The following is a 17906-nucleotide window of genomic DNA, read 5'->3' on the forward strand; positions in this document are numbered from 1 at the left end:
TACCGCCGTCCACTCACTCCGTTCCGGTTCCCGACTCGTTAACCCCCCGGCCTGCCCCAAGTTCGGGTGTGCGAGTCATCTGTCACGGCGGCGCGGGCGGCGTTCCCGACGAACCGGAGCCCAGACAGGCAGCCTTAGACGACGCGGCGGCGACGGGCGCGGCGGCGGAGACGGCAGTCGACGCGGTCGTCGACGCCGTCGAACTGTTGGAGGCGGACGACCGGTTCAACGCGGGCTACGGCGGCGCGGTGCAGTCGGACGGCGTCGTCCGGACGGACGCCGGAATCGCCACGGACGACCGCGCGGTCGGGGCCGTCGCCTCCCTCGCGGGCGTGCGCGACGCCGTCGCCGCCGCGCGGGTGGTGATGGAGGAGACGCCACACGTTCTCGTGGCCGGGGAGCCGGGCCGCGAGCTCGCGGCCGACTACGGAGTCGAGACGGACGTGGACCTCCTGACGGAGGAGGCGCGGGCCGACTACGAGGACGCAGACCCGCCGACCGGCGGCCCGCGCGACCACCTCGACTGGCTGGACGAGCGGTTCGGCGGCCACGACACGGTCGGCGCCGTGGCACACGACCCCGAGACCGACGGGTTCGCCGCCGCCACCTCCACCGGCGGCCGGACGTTCGCCCTCGCCGGGCGCGTCGGCGACGTGCCACAGCTGGGTTCGGGGTTCTTCGCCGCGCCGGCCGGTGGAGCCTCGGCCACCGGCGCCGGCGAGGACATCGCCAAGGCGACGCTGACGCGGCGTGCCGTGCGGCACCTGGAGTCCGGGTTGGACGCCCAGGCGGCCGCAGACCGCGCCATCCAGGAGTTCGGCGAGATTACGGGGTCGTCGGCAGGGGTCATCGTGTTGGATGAGGCCGGCGCCGGCTCGGCGTTCAACTCCGAAGGGATGCAGACGAGCGTCGCCACGGAGTGACGGGCGAACGGGGCGACGACCGTGTGGGCGAGGGACTGTGAGACCGCACCACGGCGACGGCGAAACGACACCGTTTTGAGTGTGACACCGTTACCGATTGATGCGCGCTCCGGTAGTGTAGTCCGGCCAATCATATTGCCCTCTCGAGGCAATGACCTGGGTTCGAATCCCGGCCGGAGCAGTTCTCTCGAATCGACTCGCGAGTCCCGTCACCGTGTGGAGTTCCCGACAGTCCGAGCGGTCGTGACTGCCGGGTTCAGGCGAGGTCGAACTCCACCGCCGACTCGCGGTCGGGGTGGTGGATCGCCTCGCCGGAGTCGGTGTCGAACAGGTGGAGCCGATCCGGCGGGAGTCGGAGCCCGATTCGGTCGCGTTCCCTCACGTCGGCGCCTCCGTCGACGGCAGCCGTGACGCTCGGTCCGCCGTCCAGCGTCGCGTGGACGAACGAGCGTTCTCCGACCGGTTCGGTGACGTCCACCGTCGCAGGCAGTGTCGTTCTCGTGTCACCCGTCTCGGTGACGACGACATCCTCCGGCCGGGCACCGACCGTCACTCGGTCGAAGCCGTCGGCAGCGTCCACGAGTGGCTCGACGGCGGGGTAGTCGACCGGTCCGGCGAACCCGTCGCGCTCGGCGCGCATCGAGAGCGTGTTCATCGAGGGCTCACCGACGAACTGCGCGACGAACAGGTTCGTGGGTTCGTGGTAACAGTCCATCGGCGGCGCGACCTGTTGGATCTCGCCGTCCAACAACACGGCCACCCGGTCACCCATCGTCATCGCCTCCGTCTGGTCGTGCGTGACGTAGACGGTCGTCACGCCCAGGTCGCGTTGGAGCTGTTGGATCTCCGTCCGCATCCGGGCCCGGAGGGTCGCGTCCAGGTTCGACAACGGCTCGTCCAACAGGAACACCGACGGGTCGCGGACGATCGCCCGTCCGAGTGCGACGCGTTGTTGTTGACCGCCGGACATCGAGTCTGGAGTGTCGTCGAGTAGCTCGGTCACGTCGAGCGTGTCGGCGACCGACTCCACCTCGGCGGCGATCTCCTCGTCGGAGAGGTTCGTCGTCATCCGCAGGCCGAACCCGATGTTCTGGCGAGCCGTCATGTGTGGGTACAGCGCGTAGTTCTGGAACACCATCGCGGTGTTGCGCGCCTCTGGTTCGAGTCCGAGCACGGACTGGCCGTCGATCCGGACGTCTCCGCTCGTCGGCTCCTCTAACCCGGCGATCATCCGGAGTGTGGTCGACTTCCCACAGCCGGACGGACCGACGAGAACCAACAGTTCGCCGTCACGGAGCGACAGGGAGAGGTCCTCGACCGCCGTCGCGGAGTCACCGTACGTCTTCGTCACGTCCGTCAGTTCGAGCGGCACCCCGGTCTCCGACCGACGACGGGCTTGACCGCCGTCTGTCGTCGCCCGGTCGTCTGTCTGTTCGGCGTTGCGCGGAGATTCGCGGTGGCGTGTCCGTTCGGCGCCACGTCTGTAGTCGTCTGTCATCCTTTGAGTGATCCTTCGACGAGTCCTTTCACGAAGTACCGCTGCAGTCCGAGGAAGACGAGGATCAACGGGAGCATCCCGATCACGCTCGCGGCCGCGATGGCACGCCAGTCGTTGCCGTACTGGCCCTGGAACTTGTAGACGCCGATCGAGATGGTGTGGAGCCGGCTCTCGCTCCGCAACACCGTGAACGCGAGGACGAACTCCGACCACGTCAACACGGTGTTGAAGATGCCGACGACCGCGATCCCCGGAGCGACCGGGCGCAACAACACGTACCGGAGCGTCTGGAGTCGATTGCAGCCGTCGATCCGGGCGGCGTAGTCCAACTCCACCGGAACCGTGTCGAAGTACCCCTTCAACAGCCAGATGGAGAAGGGCGTCTGGATCCCGACGTACAACAACACGAGTCCGGCACGGGTCCGGAGCAGCCCCAGCGTCGACATCACCGTGTACAACGGGACGATGATGATCACCGGGGAGATCATCTGGAACAACAACACGATCCCGAGCAGCCCACGCCGGCCCCGGAACTCGAACCGGGAGAAGGCGTACGCTGCCGGCACGGAGACGACCAAGATCCCGCCGACACCGAAGACCGTGACTATCGTCGAGTTCAGCAGCCACGTCGCCACCCCGGCGTCGATCACCTGTTGGTAGGCCGTCAGCGAGACCTCCGCGGGGAACAACCGGAACGGGGAGCTGAACAGCCCACCCTCCTGTCGGAGACTCGCGGACACCACCCAGAACGCCGGGAACACGAAGAAGACGATCGCGACGGCGTACAGGGTGTACACCGCGGCGTCGACGACCGTCGGAGTCGTGACCGTCTCGGTGAGTCGTCTGAGTCGGCCCGTGGGCTGTCCGTGTCGGGTCGTGACGGATGTCCCGCCGTCGGATTTGGGTTCGTCGGTCGTCATATCTCCTCCGAGATGTCGAAGGCGTAGAGGTACACCGCGGTGAGCGCGAGGTTCGCGACCAACATCACGACCGCGATCGACGCTCCGCGGCCGAGCGCGTTGTCCTGAAACGCCTCCTGGTACATGAACAGAGCCAACACCTGTGTCGACCGGCCGGGACCGCCACCGGTCAGGGCGAAGATCAGGTCGAACGTGTTGAGCGCGTAGATCGTCACCAACACGACCGTCACGAACAACACGGACTTCAGCTGCGGGAGCGTGACGTGGCGGAACCGGTCCCACCGTCCGGCGCCGTCGACACGGGCGGCCTCGTACAGTCGTTGTGGGACCCGTTGGAGCCCGCCGTAGATCATGATCATCGAGAAGGCCGTGCCTCGCCACGTTCCCGCGACGATTGTCGACACCAACGCCAGCGTCGGGTCGGACCGGAACGGCACCGGCCCGATCCCGACCAGCCCCAAGAAGTAGTTCATCGCGCCGAGCTCGCTCTCGACGAGCATCACCTTCCAGACGAGTCCGATGATGATCCCGGGGACGATCCACGCGAGCAACACCGACACGCGGGTCGTGAGGTGCCCACGGAGCCCGCGCCGGACCCCGTAGTCGATGGCCAGCGCGAGCACCAGTCCGAACAGGACGTGGAGCACGACACTCGAGAACGCGTAGATCGCCGTCACCCGCAGCATCGCCCAGAACTCGGGGTCGGTCACGAGTCGGGCGTACTGTTCGATCCCGACGAACTCCGTGTCCGTGGTGACGAGGCTCTCGTTGGTGAAGCTCATCGACACGGCCTCCACCATCGGGTACAGTTGGAACACCCCGAGCAACACCAGCGCCGGGGCGAGCCACGGCACTGGGTGGTCCAGCAGTCGGCGTCCCACGGCCCGGAGGCGGGAAGACGAGCCGTCTGTCGTCGGATCGATCCCCGTCATCTGTGGTGTCGAGCAGTCGGTCCCGTCGTGTTAGCTGGCATCGTACTCGTCGGCGACGTTGGTGATCATCGTCTCGGCCGCCGACTCGGGGTCGGCCTGGTCGGTTACGACGTTCTCGATGGCGATCACGTACTCGGAGGCGATGGTGCTGTAGATCGGTCGTGGCGGACGAGCGACCCCGTCTTGGAGGAACTCTCGGAACCGATCCTGGTACGGGGTGTCGGGGTCGTACAGCTCCTCGTCGTCGAACACCGACTCGCGGGTCGGCAGCAGCGCCGCCGACTCACAGTACCGCCCCATCGACTCCGGTTCGACGAACTTCGCGATGAACGACTTCATCGCGTCCGCGGCCCCGTCGTCGCTGCTGCGGAACGTCCCCTCGGTCCACCCACCGACGCCGGTCGTGTGTTCCCCGTCGGCCGGGCGTGGGATCTTGGCGACCTTCCACCGTTCCCACCGGTCGTCGGGGACCCCGTCGTCGGCCTCGATAGGGTTCTTGATGTTCCGTTCGATCTGGTCGTTGTTGCCGACGAACATCGCGAGGTTGCCGGCACGACCCTCTCGTGGGAGGAACTCCACTTCCTCGATACTCGCGACGCGCTGGGGGGTGACACCCGTGTCGACGAGATCACGGACGAACGACAGCGCGTCGACGAGTGCCTGCCGGTTCGCGTCCTCACCCAACACCGGCGCACCCGAGTCGTCGAGCAGTTCACCGCCCGCACTCCAGAAGTACGGGAGGTTCGTGAGCGCCGACGACGTCGGGAACATGAACGCGTCCATCTCCTCGCCTGCGTCGATCTCCTGGCCGACGGTCAACAGTTCCTCCCACGTCGTCGGCGGGTCACCGTCGTTGTACGTGTCGAGGACGTCCTGTCGGTAGTAGAGACACCGACACCCCGTGTACTTCCAGGCCGCCAACAGGTCGCCGTCCCGCACCGCGGTCTCCCTGACGAACGGGAAGAAGTCGTCGATGTCGTCGACGTAGTCGTTCAGCGGTTGGAGGTACTCGTAGAAGTCCGCCACCCACTTCGAGTCGAGTGTCGACCCGTCCGGGGCGTTCCCTTCGGCGGCACTCGTCAGGAGGTTGTTCTTCCACTGCCCGAACGCCGGGTACTTGACGTCGATCCGGTAGTCGGGGTGGTTCTCCGCCCACGCCTCGTGTTGTTCTTTCAGCGCCGGCGCCGCCGCCGGTTGGTCGCTCTGTTCTTCGATCGGTGTGTAGAACGTGCTCGTCTGGTACGTGAGCGGTGTCTCACCCTTGCCGAACCGTTCGTGAGTGATCGTCGGTGCCGACTCGTCGACACTGCCGCCGGAGTCGCCACCGAGACAGCCTGCCAGACCGCCGACTGCTCCCGCGCCGACTGCCGATACGACTGTGCGCCGTGGAAACTCCCGCGTTTCGTCTGCCATCGGGATACCGTCGTAATAGCACGTAGATTTAAAAAACTGGCCGTAGCTCGTACGAACAGGACGGGCGGAGACCGGGGTCGGGCCGCGGTGAGTGGAGCGCGTGACGGCAGCGTGGTCAGTCGTTCACGTCGTCCAGCCGCTCGGACACTACCGTCTCCCCCATCGCGGTCAGTCCGGGGTCGTCTTCCACGTCGACCAGCCCTCTCGCCGAGAGCGACTCCAGAATCTGTCCGACACCCTCCGGGTCCACGTCCAACAGCATCCCGACGTCCATCTCGTCGCCGGCCGAGTACAGCGCGACGAGCGTCTCCGTCTCCGCCTCGGAGAGGTCCAGGTCCCGGAGACGTTCCTCTCGCCGGCGGTAGTCGTGGGTGATCCGGCGTTCGAGCACCCGGAACAGTCGGTCGTCGGCGGCGCCGAACTCCGTCGTCACGGTGTCGCCGCCGTCGTGGTGGCGGACCTTCACCGCCTTCCGGGTGTCGCCGCCGTCGGCGACCCGTTGGCGGCCCCGCTCGGCGTGGACCAGTTCCGTCGGGTGGATGGTCGTCACCGGTTCGCCGTCGGCGTGGAACGCGAGCCGTCGCCCCTCGGGGACGACCGTACAGGGGCGCGGGCGTTCGTCCGTCACACGGCCACCGATCCGGGCGGGGTGAGTGACGAGTACGGTCTCGTCGGCCAGCAGCGCCTCGAACAACGCGTCGGCGGCGTCGACCTGGCGGCGACCGGGGAACTCGCCGACGGCGAGCCGACGACGGCCGTCCCGGCGGTACGCGACCGCGACGGTGTCGTCGAACACGTCGTCCATCCCGTCGGGGACGTAGTCGACGGCCACGTCCACGACGGCGGACAGCGGGATCGTCACCGTCTCGTCTGCGGCGACGACCACCTCGTCGGCGCCGAGGACGACCCGGGCGTCCGTCGGCTGGCCGCCGTTCAGCCCCGCGACCGCGACTCGGACGGACTCCGTCAGTCGGATCGGCTCCGTCGCGCGGTTCCGGGGCGCCGCCGACGCCTCGCCGGCGTCCGGACCGAGCCGAGGCCCTGTGGTCTCCGCGGGTGAGTCTGTTCCGGCGCCCCCCGGGCCGTCGGCACCCGTCGTCGACTCCGCCCCATCACCCGGCGACTCGTCGCTCGTCGCCGTCGGCTCGTCCGGGTCGTCCGTCTCGTCCAGCCTCGTCGGTGGCGACGTGGGCGTCGTCGTCCCCCGAGTCGTGCTGTCGGCCGCGGGGTCGTCGGCGTCGTCCCCAGCGCCGTTCGTCGTGTCGCCTGGGGTGTTGTCCGTGGTGTCCTCCACGGTGATGTCCGTGGTGTCCTCTACGGTGCTGTCCGTGGTGTCGTCCCTGGCGCTATCCATCGCGTCGCCTGCGGTGCTGTCCGTGGTGTCGTCCCTGGCGCTATCCATCGCGTCGCCTGCGGTGCTGTCCGTGGTGTCGTCCTCGGCACGGAGTCGCGTCGGCAGCGTCGACACCGGACCGGCGTCCGTCCGACGGACGTGGTCGTCGTAGTCACGGTACACCGGGCCGTGACGCGCCGAGTCGTAGTCCGTCTCCGGCGGTACGTCCGACGGCCGGGGGTTCGACAGCCGGCGGCCGTCGCCGCCGGCGGCGCGCTCCGCGCGCCACGCGGCGTCGAAGGCTCGCGGGTCGAACGGTTCGTCGGGCAGCGGCGTCGGGTCGGCGACCGACGGGAACCGGTCGGGGTCGAGCCCGTCCGTCCGTGAGTCGCCACACCGGGCCGCCAGCGCGTCCGCGGCCGCCGTCCCGTGGCGGCGGACGAACGCGCGGGCAGTGTCGTCGTCCGTGCCGACGAGCGCCGCGAGCGTCGCTCGCTCGGCGCCGACTCGGGCGAAGAAGGCCGCGGCCGTCGCGCGGAGCCGGCGGGGGTCTACGCCCGCGGGGTCGACGCCGGCGGCGGCGTCGGCGGCGGCCGCGAGCCCGCGCTCGAACGGCCGGCCCTCGTGAGTGTACTCGCGGTCTCGCCGTCTGTCCAGCGTGTGGGCGAGGACCGCCGTCAGTCGCCGGGACCAGCCGAACGACACCGTCCGGCCGCCGTGTGGCGGCTCCCAACACCGGTCGGACAGGACCGACAGCGCGGACTCGTCCGTCTCGGCGGCGGCCTCACGAGCCGTCTCACAGCAGTCCCGACAGGCACACGGCTCGCCGGCGGGGACGCGAAGACGACCGGCCGCCCAGTCCACCCACCCCTCGTGGAGGTGCCGCAGCGCCGCCGGCCCGAGACCGAGACGGGCGCCACACAACACCGCCGCCGGCGCCGCGCCGCCGACGGCGACGGCGCCACGGTACAGCGACACGACGACCGGCGCCGGCAACGGCTCCGTCTCCCGTATCGACATTCTACCAGACTGTTTCGCTGCCTAATATTAACGTCTACGAAACGAGTCCCGCCGGCGGGAGGTCGGTCGCTACGCCGACGCGACCGAACCGGCTTCGTACAGTTCGACCGGCGGAACGGCTCTGCGTCAAGTATCTGTATTTATAGTCTTTGTCTAAAATCTCGTGGTCTTTTTGTTTCAGGCCTTGAGCAGGCGATACGTTTTATTAGGCTCGACGCGCAGTACGTTACCATGTCACGATCTGACGAACACGAACGGAGCACACGACGACGGGTGCTGGCCGCGATGGGCAGCGGGACGGTAGTCGGGTTGGCCGGCTGTGCCGGGCAGGGCGGCGAAGAGACCGAGACGGAGTCGGAGTCGGGTGGGGGAGAGACGGACACACAGACGGACGAGGAGGTCGACCCGTCGGACGTCCAGACTGGGGAGTTCGTCGCCTCCGCGGCGGCGAACCCCGGAACGTTCGACCCGACGGTCATCACGGACGCCACCTCCAACTCCACCATCGGCGCGTTCTCATACGAGACGCTGGTCGCGCCGTTGTTCGACCTCTCGGAGTTCCGGGGGGAGCTGGCGACGGACTGGAGCGTCGACGGCTCGACGTACACGTTCCAGATCCGGGAGGGCGTCACCTTCCACACCGGCAAGGAGATGACGGCCGAAGACGTGGCGTTCTCGTTGGAACGGACCCGTGGAACGACCAACGGCTCCGACGTGTCTTGGTTCGACTCCACGAACGTGCTCGGCGACTACGAGATCGAACTGGAGGCGCCGGACCCACACGCGCCGTACCTCACGAACCTCTCGGCGGTGCCGATCCTGCCGAACGACGTGGACGGGGTGTCGACGAGTCCCGGAGAAGACGACTTCGCGTTCACGGAGGAGTCGATCGGCACCGGGCCGTTCCTGCTCGACACGTTCTCGCCGGAGGACCGCGTCGTGTTCACCCCGTACGAGGACTACTGGTACGACGGGGACGACTACCCGACGACTGCGCCGTGGGACCAGGTGACGGTCCGTGTCATCACGGAGCAGGTCACCCAGGAGGAGGCGATGGCCAACGGGGAGCTCGGGATGATCGACAACGCCGCCCCGTTCGAGCTCCAGCAGTGGGAGAGTCAGACCGGGACGGTCGTCGCCGACAGCGCCGTCGGCTACGACTTCGTCACCTACCCCGTCGAGGTGTCGCCGTACGGCAACAACAAGTTCCGGCGGGGACTGACGAAGCTGATCCCACGGGCGGAGATCATCGAGGCGATCTTCGGCGGGCGAGCCACGGGACTCGCCGGCCCGGTCAGCCCCGGACTGGGTGCGTTCTTCGACGCCGAGCGCGAACAGGAGCTGATCCAAGAGTACGTCGCCGAAGACAAGGGAGAGGCGGTCTCGCTCATCCAGGAGGCGTTGGACGAGGAGGGGGTCGAGACCCCGTTCCAGATGTCGCTCATCACGAACGTCAACCGCACCCGGGAGCGGTGGATGGAGGTGATCCAACAGGCGTTCGACGACACGGAGGTGCTGTCGGCAGAACTGGAGGTGCGGGCGTTCGACGACCTCGTGCCGTTCCTGTTGGACCCGGAGGGGGCCGCCCAGTCGTCGGACGTGGTCGGCATCGGCTGGACGGGCGGCTCCGACCCCAACGGCCACGTCGAGGGGCTGCTCGCCTCGTACAACCACGTCCCGGACGGGTTCAACTGGAACCTCTACGAGAGCGAGGAGATGGACTCGCTGATCGAGGAGGGCCAGACCACCGTCGGCACGGAGGCGCGCCGGCCGATCTACGACGACATCCAGGAGCTCGTCGCCGACGATCTCCCGATGGCGAACATGTGGACCGCCGAGAAGCTCGACGTGGTGAACCCGGACGCCGTCGACGACGTGAACAACTGGCAGCCACACCCCAACTCCAGCAACCGCTACGACACGCTGTACAGCCCACACCTGGACCAGGTGACCTACCCACCGCAGTGAGCGGACGCGGCGCGCACTGATCGGTCGGCGGCGGGACGTGTTCGCCGCCGACACACGCAAACGGCGGAGCGACGACGAACACAGCGACCACGACCGACCCATCCGAACGATACACACCGTGTCACACACTACCGATACACAAACACGATGAGTCTGCAACGGTACGTCCTGAAGCGAACGCTACTCACGATCCCGTTGTTGTTGGGGATCACCGCGATCACGTTCGGGATGGTCCACCTCATCCCCGGCGACCCCATCGACTTCGTCACGTTGTTCACCGACCTGGACCCGGAGACGAAAGCGGAGATCCGCGCACAGTACGGCCTGGACGATCCGGTGTGGCTCCAGTACGTCAACTGGGTGACGGACGCCGCACAGTTCGACTTCGGCCGGTCGATCATCACGCGACGGCCGGTGGCCGCCGAGATCGTCGACCGGCTGCCGTTCACCCTCGTGATGGGGACGATGGCGTTCGGCGTCGCGGTACTCACCGCCATCCCCGCGGGTGTCGCGGCCGCCTACTACCGGAACACGCTCGTCGACCAGTTCTCCCGAGTGTTCGCGCTCGTCGGGATCGCCATGCCGAACTTCTGGCTCGGGCTGCTCCTGATCCTGGTGTTCGGCAACTGGCTGGATATCTTCTCCATCCTGCCGCCGACGGAGAAGGGGTTGTTCAGCCCGGCGATGCTGTCGTACACGATTCTGCCGGCGTTGGCCATCGGCACCGGCTCCACCGCACTCCTGATGCGGCTGATGCGGTCGTCGATGGTGGAAGAGATGGACAAAGACTACGTCCGGACGGCCCGCGCGAAGGGACTCCCGGAGCGGACGGTCGTGACGAAACACGTCCTGCGGAACTCGCTGATCTCCGTCGTCACCGTCGCGGCGATCCAGATCGCGTTCATCGTCAGCGGCTCCGTCGTCGTGGAGATCGTCTTCGCGTACCCCGGACTCGGCCGGCTGTTGGTCAACCGGGTCGGTAACCGTGACTTCCCGGTGATCCAGGCAGTCGTGTTGTTGATCGGTGTCTCCGTGATCCTCGCCAACCTGCTCGCGGACGTACTGTACGCGTATCTCGACCCACGGATCAGGTACTGACAATGGCTACCAGAGAGCAATCGACCGAACGCGGACGCATCACCGTCGAGGGGTTCGACGTGAACAGAGTGCTGGAGCGGGACGACATCTCCTCGTGGACGCCGTCGTTCCGGGAGGAGGCCGGTCACGGCCGGTGGTACTACGCCTGGCGTCGGTTCAAGCGCAACCGACTCGCCCTGTTCGGCGCCGCCGTCATCGGGCTGATGGTGTTCCTGGCGGTGTTCGCCCGACCGATCGGCCTCCCGTCGGAGCTGCCGGTGTTGGCCGGCCAGACGGTCCAGCCGTTCTCGCTGGCGCCGGCCAACCCCGCCGAGCAGGACATCCTGACCGGCCACACGCCGCCGTCGCTCGACAGCTTCGGCAACGACGAGCCGCTGGGGCTCCACCTGATGGGGACGGACTGGGCCGGCCGCGACATCCTCTCGCGGGTGATCTTCGGCGGGCGGTGGAGCATCTCGCTGGGGTTCATCGCAGTCGCCGTCGCCCTACTCATCGGTGTTCCGTTGGGCGCCATCGCCGGCTACTACGGCGGCTACGTCGACAGCGCGATCATGCGGCTCGTCGACATGCTGTACGCGTTCCCGTTCATCGTGCTGGCGATCGCGGTGATCGCCATCCTCGGGCGAGGGTACTGGGAGTTGGTGTTCGCGCTCGTCGCGGTCGGCTGGCTGTCGTACGCCCGGATCGTCCGCGGGGAGGTGTTGAGCGTGAAACAGAACGAGTACGTCACCGCCGCGCGGGCGCTGGGGGCCCGGGACCGATCCGTGATCCTCAGGCACATTCTGCCGAACGCGATGGCCCCGGTGATCGTCCAGGCGACGCTGTCCGTCGGGACGACCGTCCTCACCGCGGCCGCCCTGGGGTTCATCGGACTGGGACTGTCGCCCGCCACCGCCGAGTGGGGGGTCATGCTGAACGTCGAGCAGGACTCCATCGCCCGCGGCCAGTGGTGGGCCGGGGTGTTCCCGGGGCTCGCCATCTTCCTGTTCGTGATGGCGATCAACCTCGTGGGCGACGGCGTCCGGGACGCCTTCGACCCACAGGGTGACAAGACCGGCTCCGGGGGGTTCCGCTGATGGCGATGCTGGAAGTCGAAGACCTGAACGTCAGGTTCTACACGGAAGACGGCGTCGTGAAGGCGACACAGAACCTCTCGTACCAGATCGAGGCTGGCGAACGGTTCGGTGTCGTCGGGGAGAGCGGCGCGGGCAAGTCAGTCACGAGCCTGGCCGTGATGCGGCTGATCGACGAGCCGGGCGTGATCGAGTCCGGCTCGATCCGGTTCAAGGGGCGCGAACTGCTGGATCTCTCCCGCGAGGAGATGCGGGAGGTCCGGGGCGACGAGATATCGATGATCTTCCAGGACGCCGAGACGGCGCTGAACCCCGCTTACACCGTCGGCGAACAGATCGCCGAGGCGATCCGGCTCCACATGGGGTACGACGACGACGCCGCCCGGGATCGGACGGTAGAGCTGTTGGAACAGGTCGGCATCCCCGACCCCGTCGAGCGCTACTCCGACTACCCACACCAGTTCTCCGGCGGGATGCAACAACGCGCGGTCGTGGCGATGGCGCTGTCGTGTGACCCGGACCTCATCATCGCCGACGAGCCGACGACCGCACTCGACGTGACGATCGAGGCGCAGATCCTCGACCTCCTGGAGACGGTGACCGAGGAGTTCGACACCGCGATCCAGCTCATCACCCACGATCTGGGCGTCGTCGCGGAGTTCTGCGACCGACTGATGGTGATGTACGCCGGCCACCCCGTGGAGATGGCCCCGGTCGAGGAGGTGTACTACGACCCACAACACCCGTACACCGTGGGGCTGATGAGTTCGATCCCGCGGATCGGCGACGAGCGCGACCGGCTCCAGACGATCCCCGGCCGGATGCCGGACCTGATCGAGCTCCCCTCCGGCTGTAACTTCCACCCCCGGTGTCCGTACGCGGAGGAGGCCTGCACCCGACGGGAGCCGCGGCTCGTCGACGTCGACACCGGGGAGCCGGCGGACGCGAGCGACCACGGCCAGCGGTCGGCCGCCTGTCTGGCCCACACCGGGGAGCTCCGGGGTGAACTGGACTACACGGTGACGGTCGACCACGAAGACGACGCTACCGCGGCCGACGGCGGTCGCCCAGCCGACGACGAGGGGGTGGGACGGTGAGCCAGAACGGGTCGACGGCAGGCGCCGCCGACGGCGGTCGTCGACCGGGCGAGGAGCCGTTGTTGCGGGTGGAGAACCTGAAGAAGTACTACGACTCCGACAGCGGCTTCCTCGACCGACTGCTGGGGCGGACGGCGAAGGTGAAGGCGGTCGACGGCGTCTCCTTCGAGATCTACGAGGGGGAGACGATGGGGCTGGTCGGGGAGTCCGGCTGCGGGAAGAGCACCGTCGGACGGACGATTCTCCAGCTCCACGAGCCGACGGCGGGGCGCGTCTACTACCGCGGCCGCGACATCACCGGACTGGACGGCCAGGAGCTGCGCGAGCTCCGCAAGGAGATGCAGGTCGTGTTCCAGAACCCACAGTCCAGTCTCAACCCCCGGCTCACGATCAACGACATCATCGGCGAGGCGTTGGACATCCACGGCCTGGAGTCCGGCACCTCCCGCGACGAACGGATCAAGGAGCTGTTGGAACGAGTGGGGCTGTCGGCGAGTCACGCCAACCGTTACCCCAACGAGTTCTCGGGGGGCCAGCTCCAGCGCATCGGGATCGCCCGCGCGCTGGCGGTGGATCCGGAGTTCATCGTCTGTGACGAGCCGGTGTCGGCGCTGGACGTGTCCGTCCAGGCGCAGATCCTCAACCTCCTGGACGACCTCCAGGCGGAGTTCGGGCTGTCGTACCTGTTCATCGCCCACGACCTGAGCGTGGTGGAACACGTCTCCGATCGGATCGCCGTCATGTACCTCGGCGAGGTCGCGGAGCTGGCGAGCCCGGACGAACTGTTCACCCCGCCACAGCACCCGTACACGGAGGCGTTGCTGTCTGCCATACCGGAGCCGGACCCGGGCTGGGTGGGCGACCGAATCATCCTGGAGGGGAGTGTCCCCTCGCCCATCGACCCACCGTCCGGCTGCAAGTTCCACACGCGGTGTCCACGGGTGATCCAGCCGGAGGCGTTCGAACTGGAGCAGCCGGAGTGGCGGGCCGTGTTGGACCTGGTCGAACGGATCGACGGCGGCGGGGTGGACTTCGACACCGCCGAGTCGCTGGTGTCGTCGGGAGACGCGCCGGATCTGGCGGCTGCCGTCAGAGCGGAGTACGACGTGCCGGAGACGCTGTCGGACCCGGAGGCGGAGCGGGCGTTGTCTACGGCGGTGTCGGCGGCCGTCGAGGCGGCGCCGGGGGCGGCGGAGACGGACGTCGCCGAGACGTTCGCGTCCCCGTGTACGACCGCCGAGCCGGAACTACGCGAGATCGACGGGGGTCGAGCGTCCTGTCACCTGTTCGATCCGGAACACGCCGACCCCTCGCCGGAGATCGCCCCGCGACAGACGAGCGACGAACGGGTGAACGACCGACAGGCGGGTGACGACTGACCCAGACCGATGCGACGAATCTACGACTCCGACGCCGTGGACCGCGACGACGACGACCCGTTCGCGCCCGGGGAACGCGAGGAGGCCCGCCCGCGTGCGGCCCGGACCGTCCCGGTCGAGCGAGTCACCCGAGCGCTCTTCCCGGCGACCGTCCGTGCCCGGATGCTCCGGGTGCGGATCGACGCCCCGACCGCCGTGCCCGCCGGCGAGCCGGTGCCGTTCGCCGTCGAACTCCACAACCCGTCGCCGGTGCCCGTCTCCGTCGAGACCGTCTCTCGGCTCGCCTGGCACTGGGCCGTCGACGGCCACCGGGAGGCGACACACGACCCCGAGACGCCCGCCGCCGAACCCGGACGGCTCCTGTTCGACCGGGGGGAGCGCAAACAGTTCACCCGGACGTGGGACGGGCAGTTTCGGGTCTCCCACACGGAGTGGGAGCCGGCCGGCGTGGGTACGTACACGCTGTCGACCGCGATCAACGTCGCCGACCCGGAGGCCGTGGGGCTGACCGCCGAGACGACCGTCCGGCTGGAGTGACTCACTCCGCGGGGTAGCGTCGCTCCGTGGCGAGCCGTGCCACCCGCTCGACGGCCGCGACGAGTTCGTCGTCGGCCGCGAGCGCGTACCGTGTGGTCGTCGTGTCGGCGAACGACCCGTCCCCGGCCGTCGAGTCTCCGGACGCCTCGTCCCCGGCTGTCGCGTCTCCGGACGCCTCGTCCCCGGCTGTCGCGTCTCCGGACGCCTCTCCCTCGGTCGTCTCTCCACCTGCCTCCGTCGTCTCGAAGATGTCGAACGCCGACAACGGCTCCAACGCCTCGTAGACGGTGCTGTCGGCGACGCCGACAGCCGACGCGATCTCGGCGGGGGTCAGCGGCTCGTCGGCGTACGACAACGCGACGAGCACCTGTGCGCGCACTCGGTTGGCGAACAACCGCGTGAGTCCGTTGTCCGCGACGAGCGTCGGGAGTTCCGCGGGGTCGATCTCCGTGTCGGCCGCCGCTTCGGTGTCGGCCGCCGCCTCGGCGTCACCGCCGTCGGCCTCGGTGTCGGTGTCGTCCACACGGACCACCGGACGGCGGGCGACATGACGGTTTCGGCCAGTCAGCCGAGATCGACCCACGCGCCCGTCTCGTCGCTCCGGGCGACGGCGTCCAACAGCCGTTGCACGGCGTAGCCGTCGTCGAACGAGGGGGTGAACGACTCCCCGGCCGCGACTGCAGAGAGGAACTCGTAGTTCTCGTGGACGAACGTGTGCTCCCAGCCGAGGACGTGGCCCGGCGGCCACCAGTGGTCGACGTACGGGTCCGACTCGTCGGTGACGAGCACCGTCTCGTACCCCCGGCCGTCCGTCTTCACCTGGAGTTCGTTCAGCCGCTCCAGGGAGAACTCCAGGCTCCCCTCGCTCCCGTGGACGGCGACCGTGTGGTCGTTCTTGTGACCCTCGGCGACGCGAGACGCCTCGAACGTCCCCGTGGCGCCGTTCTCGAAGGCGACCTGTGCGGTGTAGGCGTCGTCGACCGTGACGGCCCGGGTCTCGTCGGTCCCCTCGACGGGACGCTCGTCGGTGAACGTCTGGAGGTGCCCGGAGACGCGTGTCACGTCGCCGGCGGCGTCGCCGACGAGGAACCGCGCGAGATCGAGCGTGTGTGCCCCCAAGTCGCCCAGTGCGCCGGAGCCGGCAGACTCCGCGTCCGTCCGCCAGGACCACGGCGCCTCCGGGTCCGACAGCCAGTCCTGGAGGTACCGCCCCCTGACGTGTCGGATCTCCCCGATCTCGCCGTCGTCGATCAACCCACGGGCGTACTGGATCGCCGGGACGAACCGGTAGTTGAACGCGACGCCGGCGACGGCGTCCCCCTCGGCCGCCGCCGCACGCATCCGCTCGGCGCCGTCGAGGCCGGGCGCCAACGGCTTCTCACACAGGACGTGTGTGCCCGCCTCCAAGGCCGCGACCGACGGCTCGACGTGGAGGTGGTTCGGCCCGAGGTTGTAGAAGACGTCCACGTCCGCGACGACCTCGCGCCAGTCCGTCGCCGTCTCGGCGAAGCCGAGTCTGTCGGCGGCCGACGCGAGCGCCGTCTCGTCGCGTCCGATCAAGACGGCCTTCTCCGTCGCCGGCGCGTCCGGGAAGAACGTCTCCAGCCTGTCCAAGGCGTTCGTGTGCGCCTCGCCCATGAACCGGTAGCCCAGCAGCCCCACCCGTAGCGGTTGCTCCGACATGGTCACTCCGCCCAGTAGGCGTCACCCGGCGTCGTCTCGAAGACGGCCCGGTCCAACAGGTCGACGGCCTTCTCCAACCCCTCCCGCGAGGAGGTGAGGCCATCCTCGTGTTCGATGGAGAGTGCGCCGTCGTAGCCGACCATCCGGAGCGTCGACACCACCTCCTTCCAGTGTGACTCGTCGTGGCCGTAGCCGACGGTGCGGAACAGCCACGACCGCTCGGCCTCGTCGGTGTAGTCCGTCGTGTCGAGCAGCCCCTTCTCGCGGGCGTTGGCGTCGTAGACGGCGGTGTCTTTCGCGTGGACGTGGTGGATCGCGTCCCGCTCGCCCAGCAGTCGGATCGCCGTCGGCACGTCCACCCCCTGCCAGTAGAGGTGGCTGGGGTCGAAGTTCGCCCCGACGCGGTCGTTCGTCACCTCGCGCAGCTCCAACAGTCCGTGCGGCTCGTACACGAGCATGTTGGGGTGCATCTCGATCGCCAGGTCGACACCGTGGGCGTCGGCGTGAGCCGCGAGGTCGGTCCAGTACGCCTCCGCGACGGACCACTGGTACTCCAACGCCTCGGCGTGTTCCGGCGGCCACGGCGCCGTGATCCAGTTGGGCACCTCGTCGTCCGGACCGCCCGCCGGCAGCCCGGAGAAACACGTCACCGTCCCCACGTCCAGTGCCGCCGCGAGCTCCACCGCCTCTCGGAGCTCCCGGTCGGCACGCGCCGCCCGGTCGTCGTCCGGCGCGAGCGGGTTGTTGTGGGTCGCCAACGCCGACACTCGGAGGTCCGCCGCGTCGAGGTCCGCTCGGAGCCGCTCGCGGGCGTCCGGCTCCGCCAGCAGCCGTTCGCGGTCCGCGTGGTCCTCGCCGGGGTAGCCCCCGACGCCCAACTCCACCGCGTCGACACCCAACTCCGCGAGGTAGTCGAACGCCTCCGCCCGGGGCTGTCCGCCCAACGGCACTGTCAGCACACCTACGTCCATGCTGTGCGGTTTGTACAACAGACCGAATAAGCCTTGGCGTGCGGAGCACCTCCGGCAGTGC

Annotated in this window: 15 protein-coding genes and 1 tRNA gene; 8 read left to right on the plus strand and 8 right to left on the minus strand. The window is 68.4% G+C overall.

Features of this window, described 5'->3' with window-relative positions; all coding sequences use genetic code 11:
• Positions 1–68 precede the first annotated feature (68 nt).
• Entirely contained in the window at positions 69–923 is an 855-nt protein-coding gene (locus RYH79_RS09910) for an isoaspartyl peptidase/L-asparaginase (protein ID WP_370898644.1), read from the plus strand.
• 106 nt (positions 924–1029) lie between these two features.
• Positions 1030–1104: transfer RNA gene (locus tag RYH79_RS09915), tRNA-Glu, on the plus strand.
• A 75-nt stretch (positions 1105–1179) separates the two neighbouring features.
• On the opposite strand, the gene RYH79_RS09920 is transcribed toward RYH79_RS09915, so the two are convergent.
• The 5 genes from RYH79_RS09920 to RYH79_RS09940 form a co-directional block, all read right to left on the minus strand.
• On the minus strand, positions 1180–2421 hold the full coding sequence (locus tag RYH79_RS09920; protein WP_370898646.1) for an ABC transporter ATP-binding protein: 1242 nt from the start codon (positions 2419–2421) through the stop codon (positions 1180–1182).
• The gene (locus tag RYH79_RS09925; RefSeq protein ID WP_370898648.1) at positions 2418–3341 is read right to left on the minus strand and encodes a carbohydrate ABC transporter permease; all 924 of its coding nucleotides are present in this window, start codon (positions 3339–3341) and stop codon (positions 2418–2420) included. Before RYH79_RS09925 ends, RYH79_RS09920 begins: the two co-directional genes overlap by 4 nt.
• Positions 3338–4273 carry a carbohydrate ABC transporter permease gene (locus tag RYH79_RS09930; protein ID WP_370898650.1) on the minus strand — a complete coding sequence of 312 codons (936 nt, stop codon included), beginning with the start codon at positions 4271–4273 and terminating at the stop codon, positions 3338–3340. The genes RYH79_RS09925 and RYH79_RS09930 overlap by 4 nt, the downstream gene beginning before the upstream one ends.
• 30 nt (positions 4274–4303) lie before the next feature.
• Entirely contained in the window at positions 4304–5686 is a 1383-nt protein-coding gene (locus tag RYH79_RS09935) for an extracellular solute-binding protein (protein ID WP_370898652.1), read from the minus strand.
• Positions 5687–5801: 115 nt separating this feature from the next.
• On the minus strand, positions 5802–8039 hold the full coding sequence (locus RYH79_RS09940) for a CheF family chemotaxis protein (protein ID WP_370898654.1): 2238 nt from the start codon (positions 8037–8039) through the stop codon (positions 5802–5804).
• Positions 8040–8270: 231 nt separating this feature from the next.
• On the opposite strand from RYH79_RS09940, the gene RYH79_RS09945 reads away from it, so the two are divergent.
• The 6 genes from RYH79_RS09945 (at position 8271) to RYH79_RS09970 (ending at position 15191) form a co-directional block, all read left to right on the plus strand.
• The gene (locus RYH79_RS09945; RefSeq protein WP_370898656.1) at positions 8271–10007 is read left to right on the plus strand and encodes an ABC transporter substrate-binding protein; all 1737 of its coding nucleotides are present in this window, start codon (positions 8271–8273) and stop codon (positions 10005–10007) included.
• 147 nt (positions 10008–10154) lie between these two features.
• Positions 10155–11105: an ABC transporter permease gene (locus RYH79_RS09950; protein ID WP_370898658.1), complete on the plus strand. Its 951-nt coding sequence runs from the start codon at positions 10155–10157 to the stop codon at positions 11103–11105.
• Positions 11106–11107: 2 nt separating this feature from the next.
• A complete protein-coding gene (locus RYH79_RS09955) occupies positions 11108–12181 on the plus strand; it encodes an ABC transporter permease (protein ID WP_370898660.1) in 1074 nt (357 codons plus the stop codon).
• Positions 12181–13275 (plus strand): ABC transporter ATP-binding protein, encoded by a 1095-nt coding sequence (locus RYH79_RS09960; protein ID WP_370898663.1) that lies wholly within the window; start codon positions 12181–12183, stop codon positions 13273–13275. The genes RYH79_RS09955 and RYH79_RS09960 overlap by 1 nt, the downstream gene beginning before the upstream one ends.
• Complete coding sequence (locus RYH79_RS09965) at positions 13272–14654, plus strand: ABC transporter ATP-binding protein (RefSeq protein WP_370898665.1); 1383 nt, start codon at positions 13272–13274, stop codon at positions 14652–14654. The genes RYH79_RS09960 and RYH79_RS09965 overlap by 4 nt, the downstream gene beginning before the upstream one ends.
• A gap of 9 nt (positions 14655–14663) precedes the next feature.
• Complete coding sequence (locus RYH79_RS09970; RefSeq protein WP_370898667.1) at positions 14664–15191, plus strand: DUF7974 family protein; 528 nt, start codon at positions 14664–14666, stop codon at positions 15189–15191.
• A 1-nt stretch (position 15192) separates the two neighbouring features.
• On the opposite strand, the gene RYH79_RS09975 is transcribed toward RYH79_RS09970, so the two are convergent.
• Genes RYH79_RS09975 through RYH79_RS09985 form a run of 3 tightly spaced genes read right to left on the minus strand, consistent with a single transcriptional unit; the run spans position 15193 to position 17845 of the window.
• The gene (locus RYH79_RS09975) at positions 15193–15714 is read right to left on the minus strand and encodes a hypothetical protein (RefSeq protein ID WP_370898669.1); all 522 of its coding nucleotides are present in this window, start codon (positions 15712–15714) and stop codon (positions 15193–15195) included.
• 41 nt (positions 15715–15755) lie between these two features.
• Positions 15756–16874 carry a Gfo/Idh/MocA family protein gene (locus tag RYH79_RS09980; protein ID WP_370898671.1) on the minus strand — a complete coding sequence of 373 codons (1119 nt, stop codon included), beginning with the start codon at positions 16872–16874 and terminating at the stop codon, positions 15756–15758.
• A gap of 2 nt (positions 16875–16876) precedes the next feature.
• A complete protein-coding gene (locus RYH79_RS09985) occupies positions 16877–17845 on the minus strand; it encodes a sugar phosphate isomerase/epimerase family protein (RefSeq protein ID WP_370898673.1) in 969 nt (322 codons plus the stop codon).
• Positions 17846–17906: the final 61 nt, after the last annotated feature.

Origin of the sequence: Halobaculum sp. MBLA0143, from assembly GCF_041361465.1 — an archaeon.
Taxonomy (GTDB): Archaea; Halobacteriota; Halobacteria; order Halobacteriales; family Haloferacaceae; genus JAHENP01.

Bases quoted from the DNA above. Each gene is read 5' to 3' on its own strand.
- RYH79_RS09920 (WP_370898646.1), bottom strand. From the start codon at position 2,421: ATGACAGACGACTACAGACGTGGCGCCGAACGGACACGCCACCGCGAA.
- RYH79_RS09925 (WP_370898648.1), bottom strand. From the start codon at position 3,341: ATGACGACCGACGAACCCAAATCCGACGGCGGGACATCCGTCACGACC.
- RYH79_RS09930 (WP_370898650.1), bottom strand. From the start codon at position 4,273: ATGACGGGGATCGATCCGACGACAGACGGCTCGTCTTCCCGCCTCCGG.
- RYH79_RS09935 (WP_370898652.1), bottom strand. From the start codon at position 5,686: ATGGCAGACGAAACGCGGGAGTTTCCACGGCGCACAGTCGTATCGGCA.
- RYH79_RS09940 (WP_370898654.1), bottom strand. From the start codon at position 8,039: ATGTCGATACGGGAGACGGAGCCGTTGCCGGCGCCGGTCGTCGTGTCG.
- RYH79_RS09945 (WP_370898656.1), top strand. From the start codon at position 8,271: ATGTCACGATCTGACGAACACGAACGGAGCACACGACGACGGGTGCTG.
- RYH79_RS09950 (WP_370898658.1), top strand. From the start codon at position 10,155: ATGAGTCTGCAACGGTACGTCCTGAAGCGAACGCTACTCACGATCCCG.
- RYH79_RS09955 (WP_370898660.1), top strand. From the start codon at position 11,108: ATGGCTACCAGAGAGCAATCGACCGAACGCGGACGCATCACCGTCGAG.
- RYH79_RS09960 (WP_370898663.1), top strand. From the start codon at position 12,181: ATGGCGATGCTGGAAGTCGAAGACCTGAACGTCAGGTTCTACACGGAA.
- RYH79_RS09970 (WP_370898667.1), top strand. From the start codon at position 14,664: ATGCGACGAATCTACGACTCCGACGCCGTGGACCGCGACGACGACGAC.
- RYH79_RS09980 (WP_370898671.1), bottom strand. From the start codon at position 16,874: ATGTCGGAGCAACCGCTACGGGTGGGGCTGCTGGGCTACCGGTTCATG.
- RYH79_RS09985 (WP_370898673.1), bottom strand. From the start codon at position 17,845: ATGGACGTAGGTGTGCTGACAGTGCCGTTGGGCGGACAGCCCCGGGCG.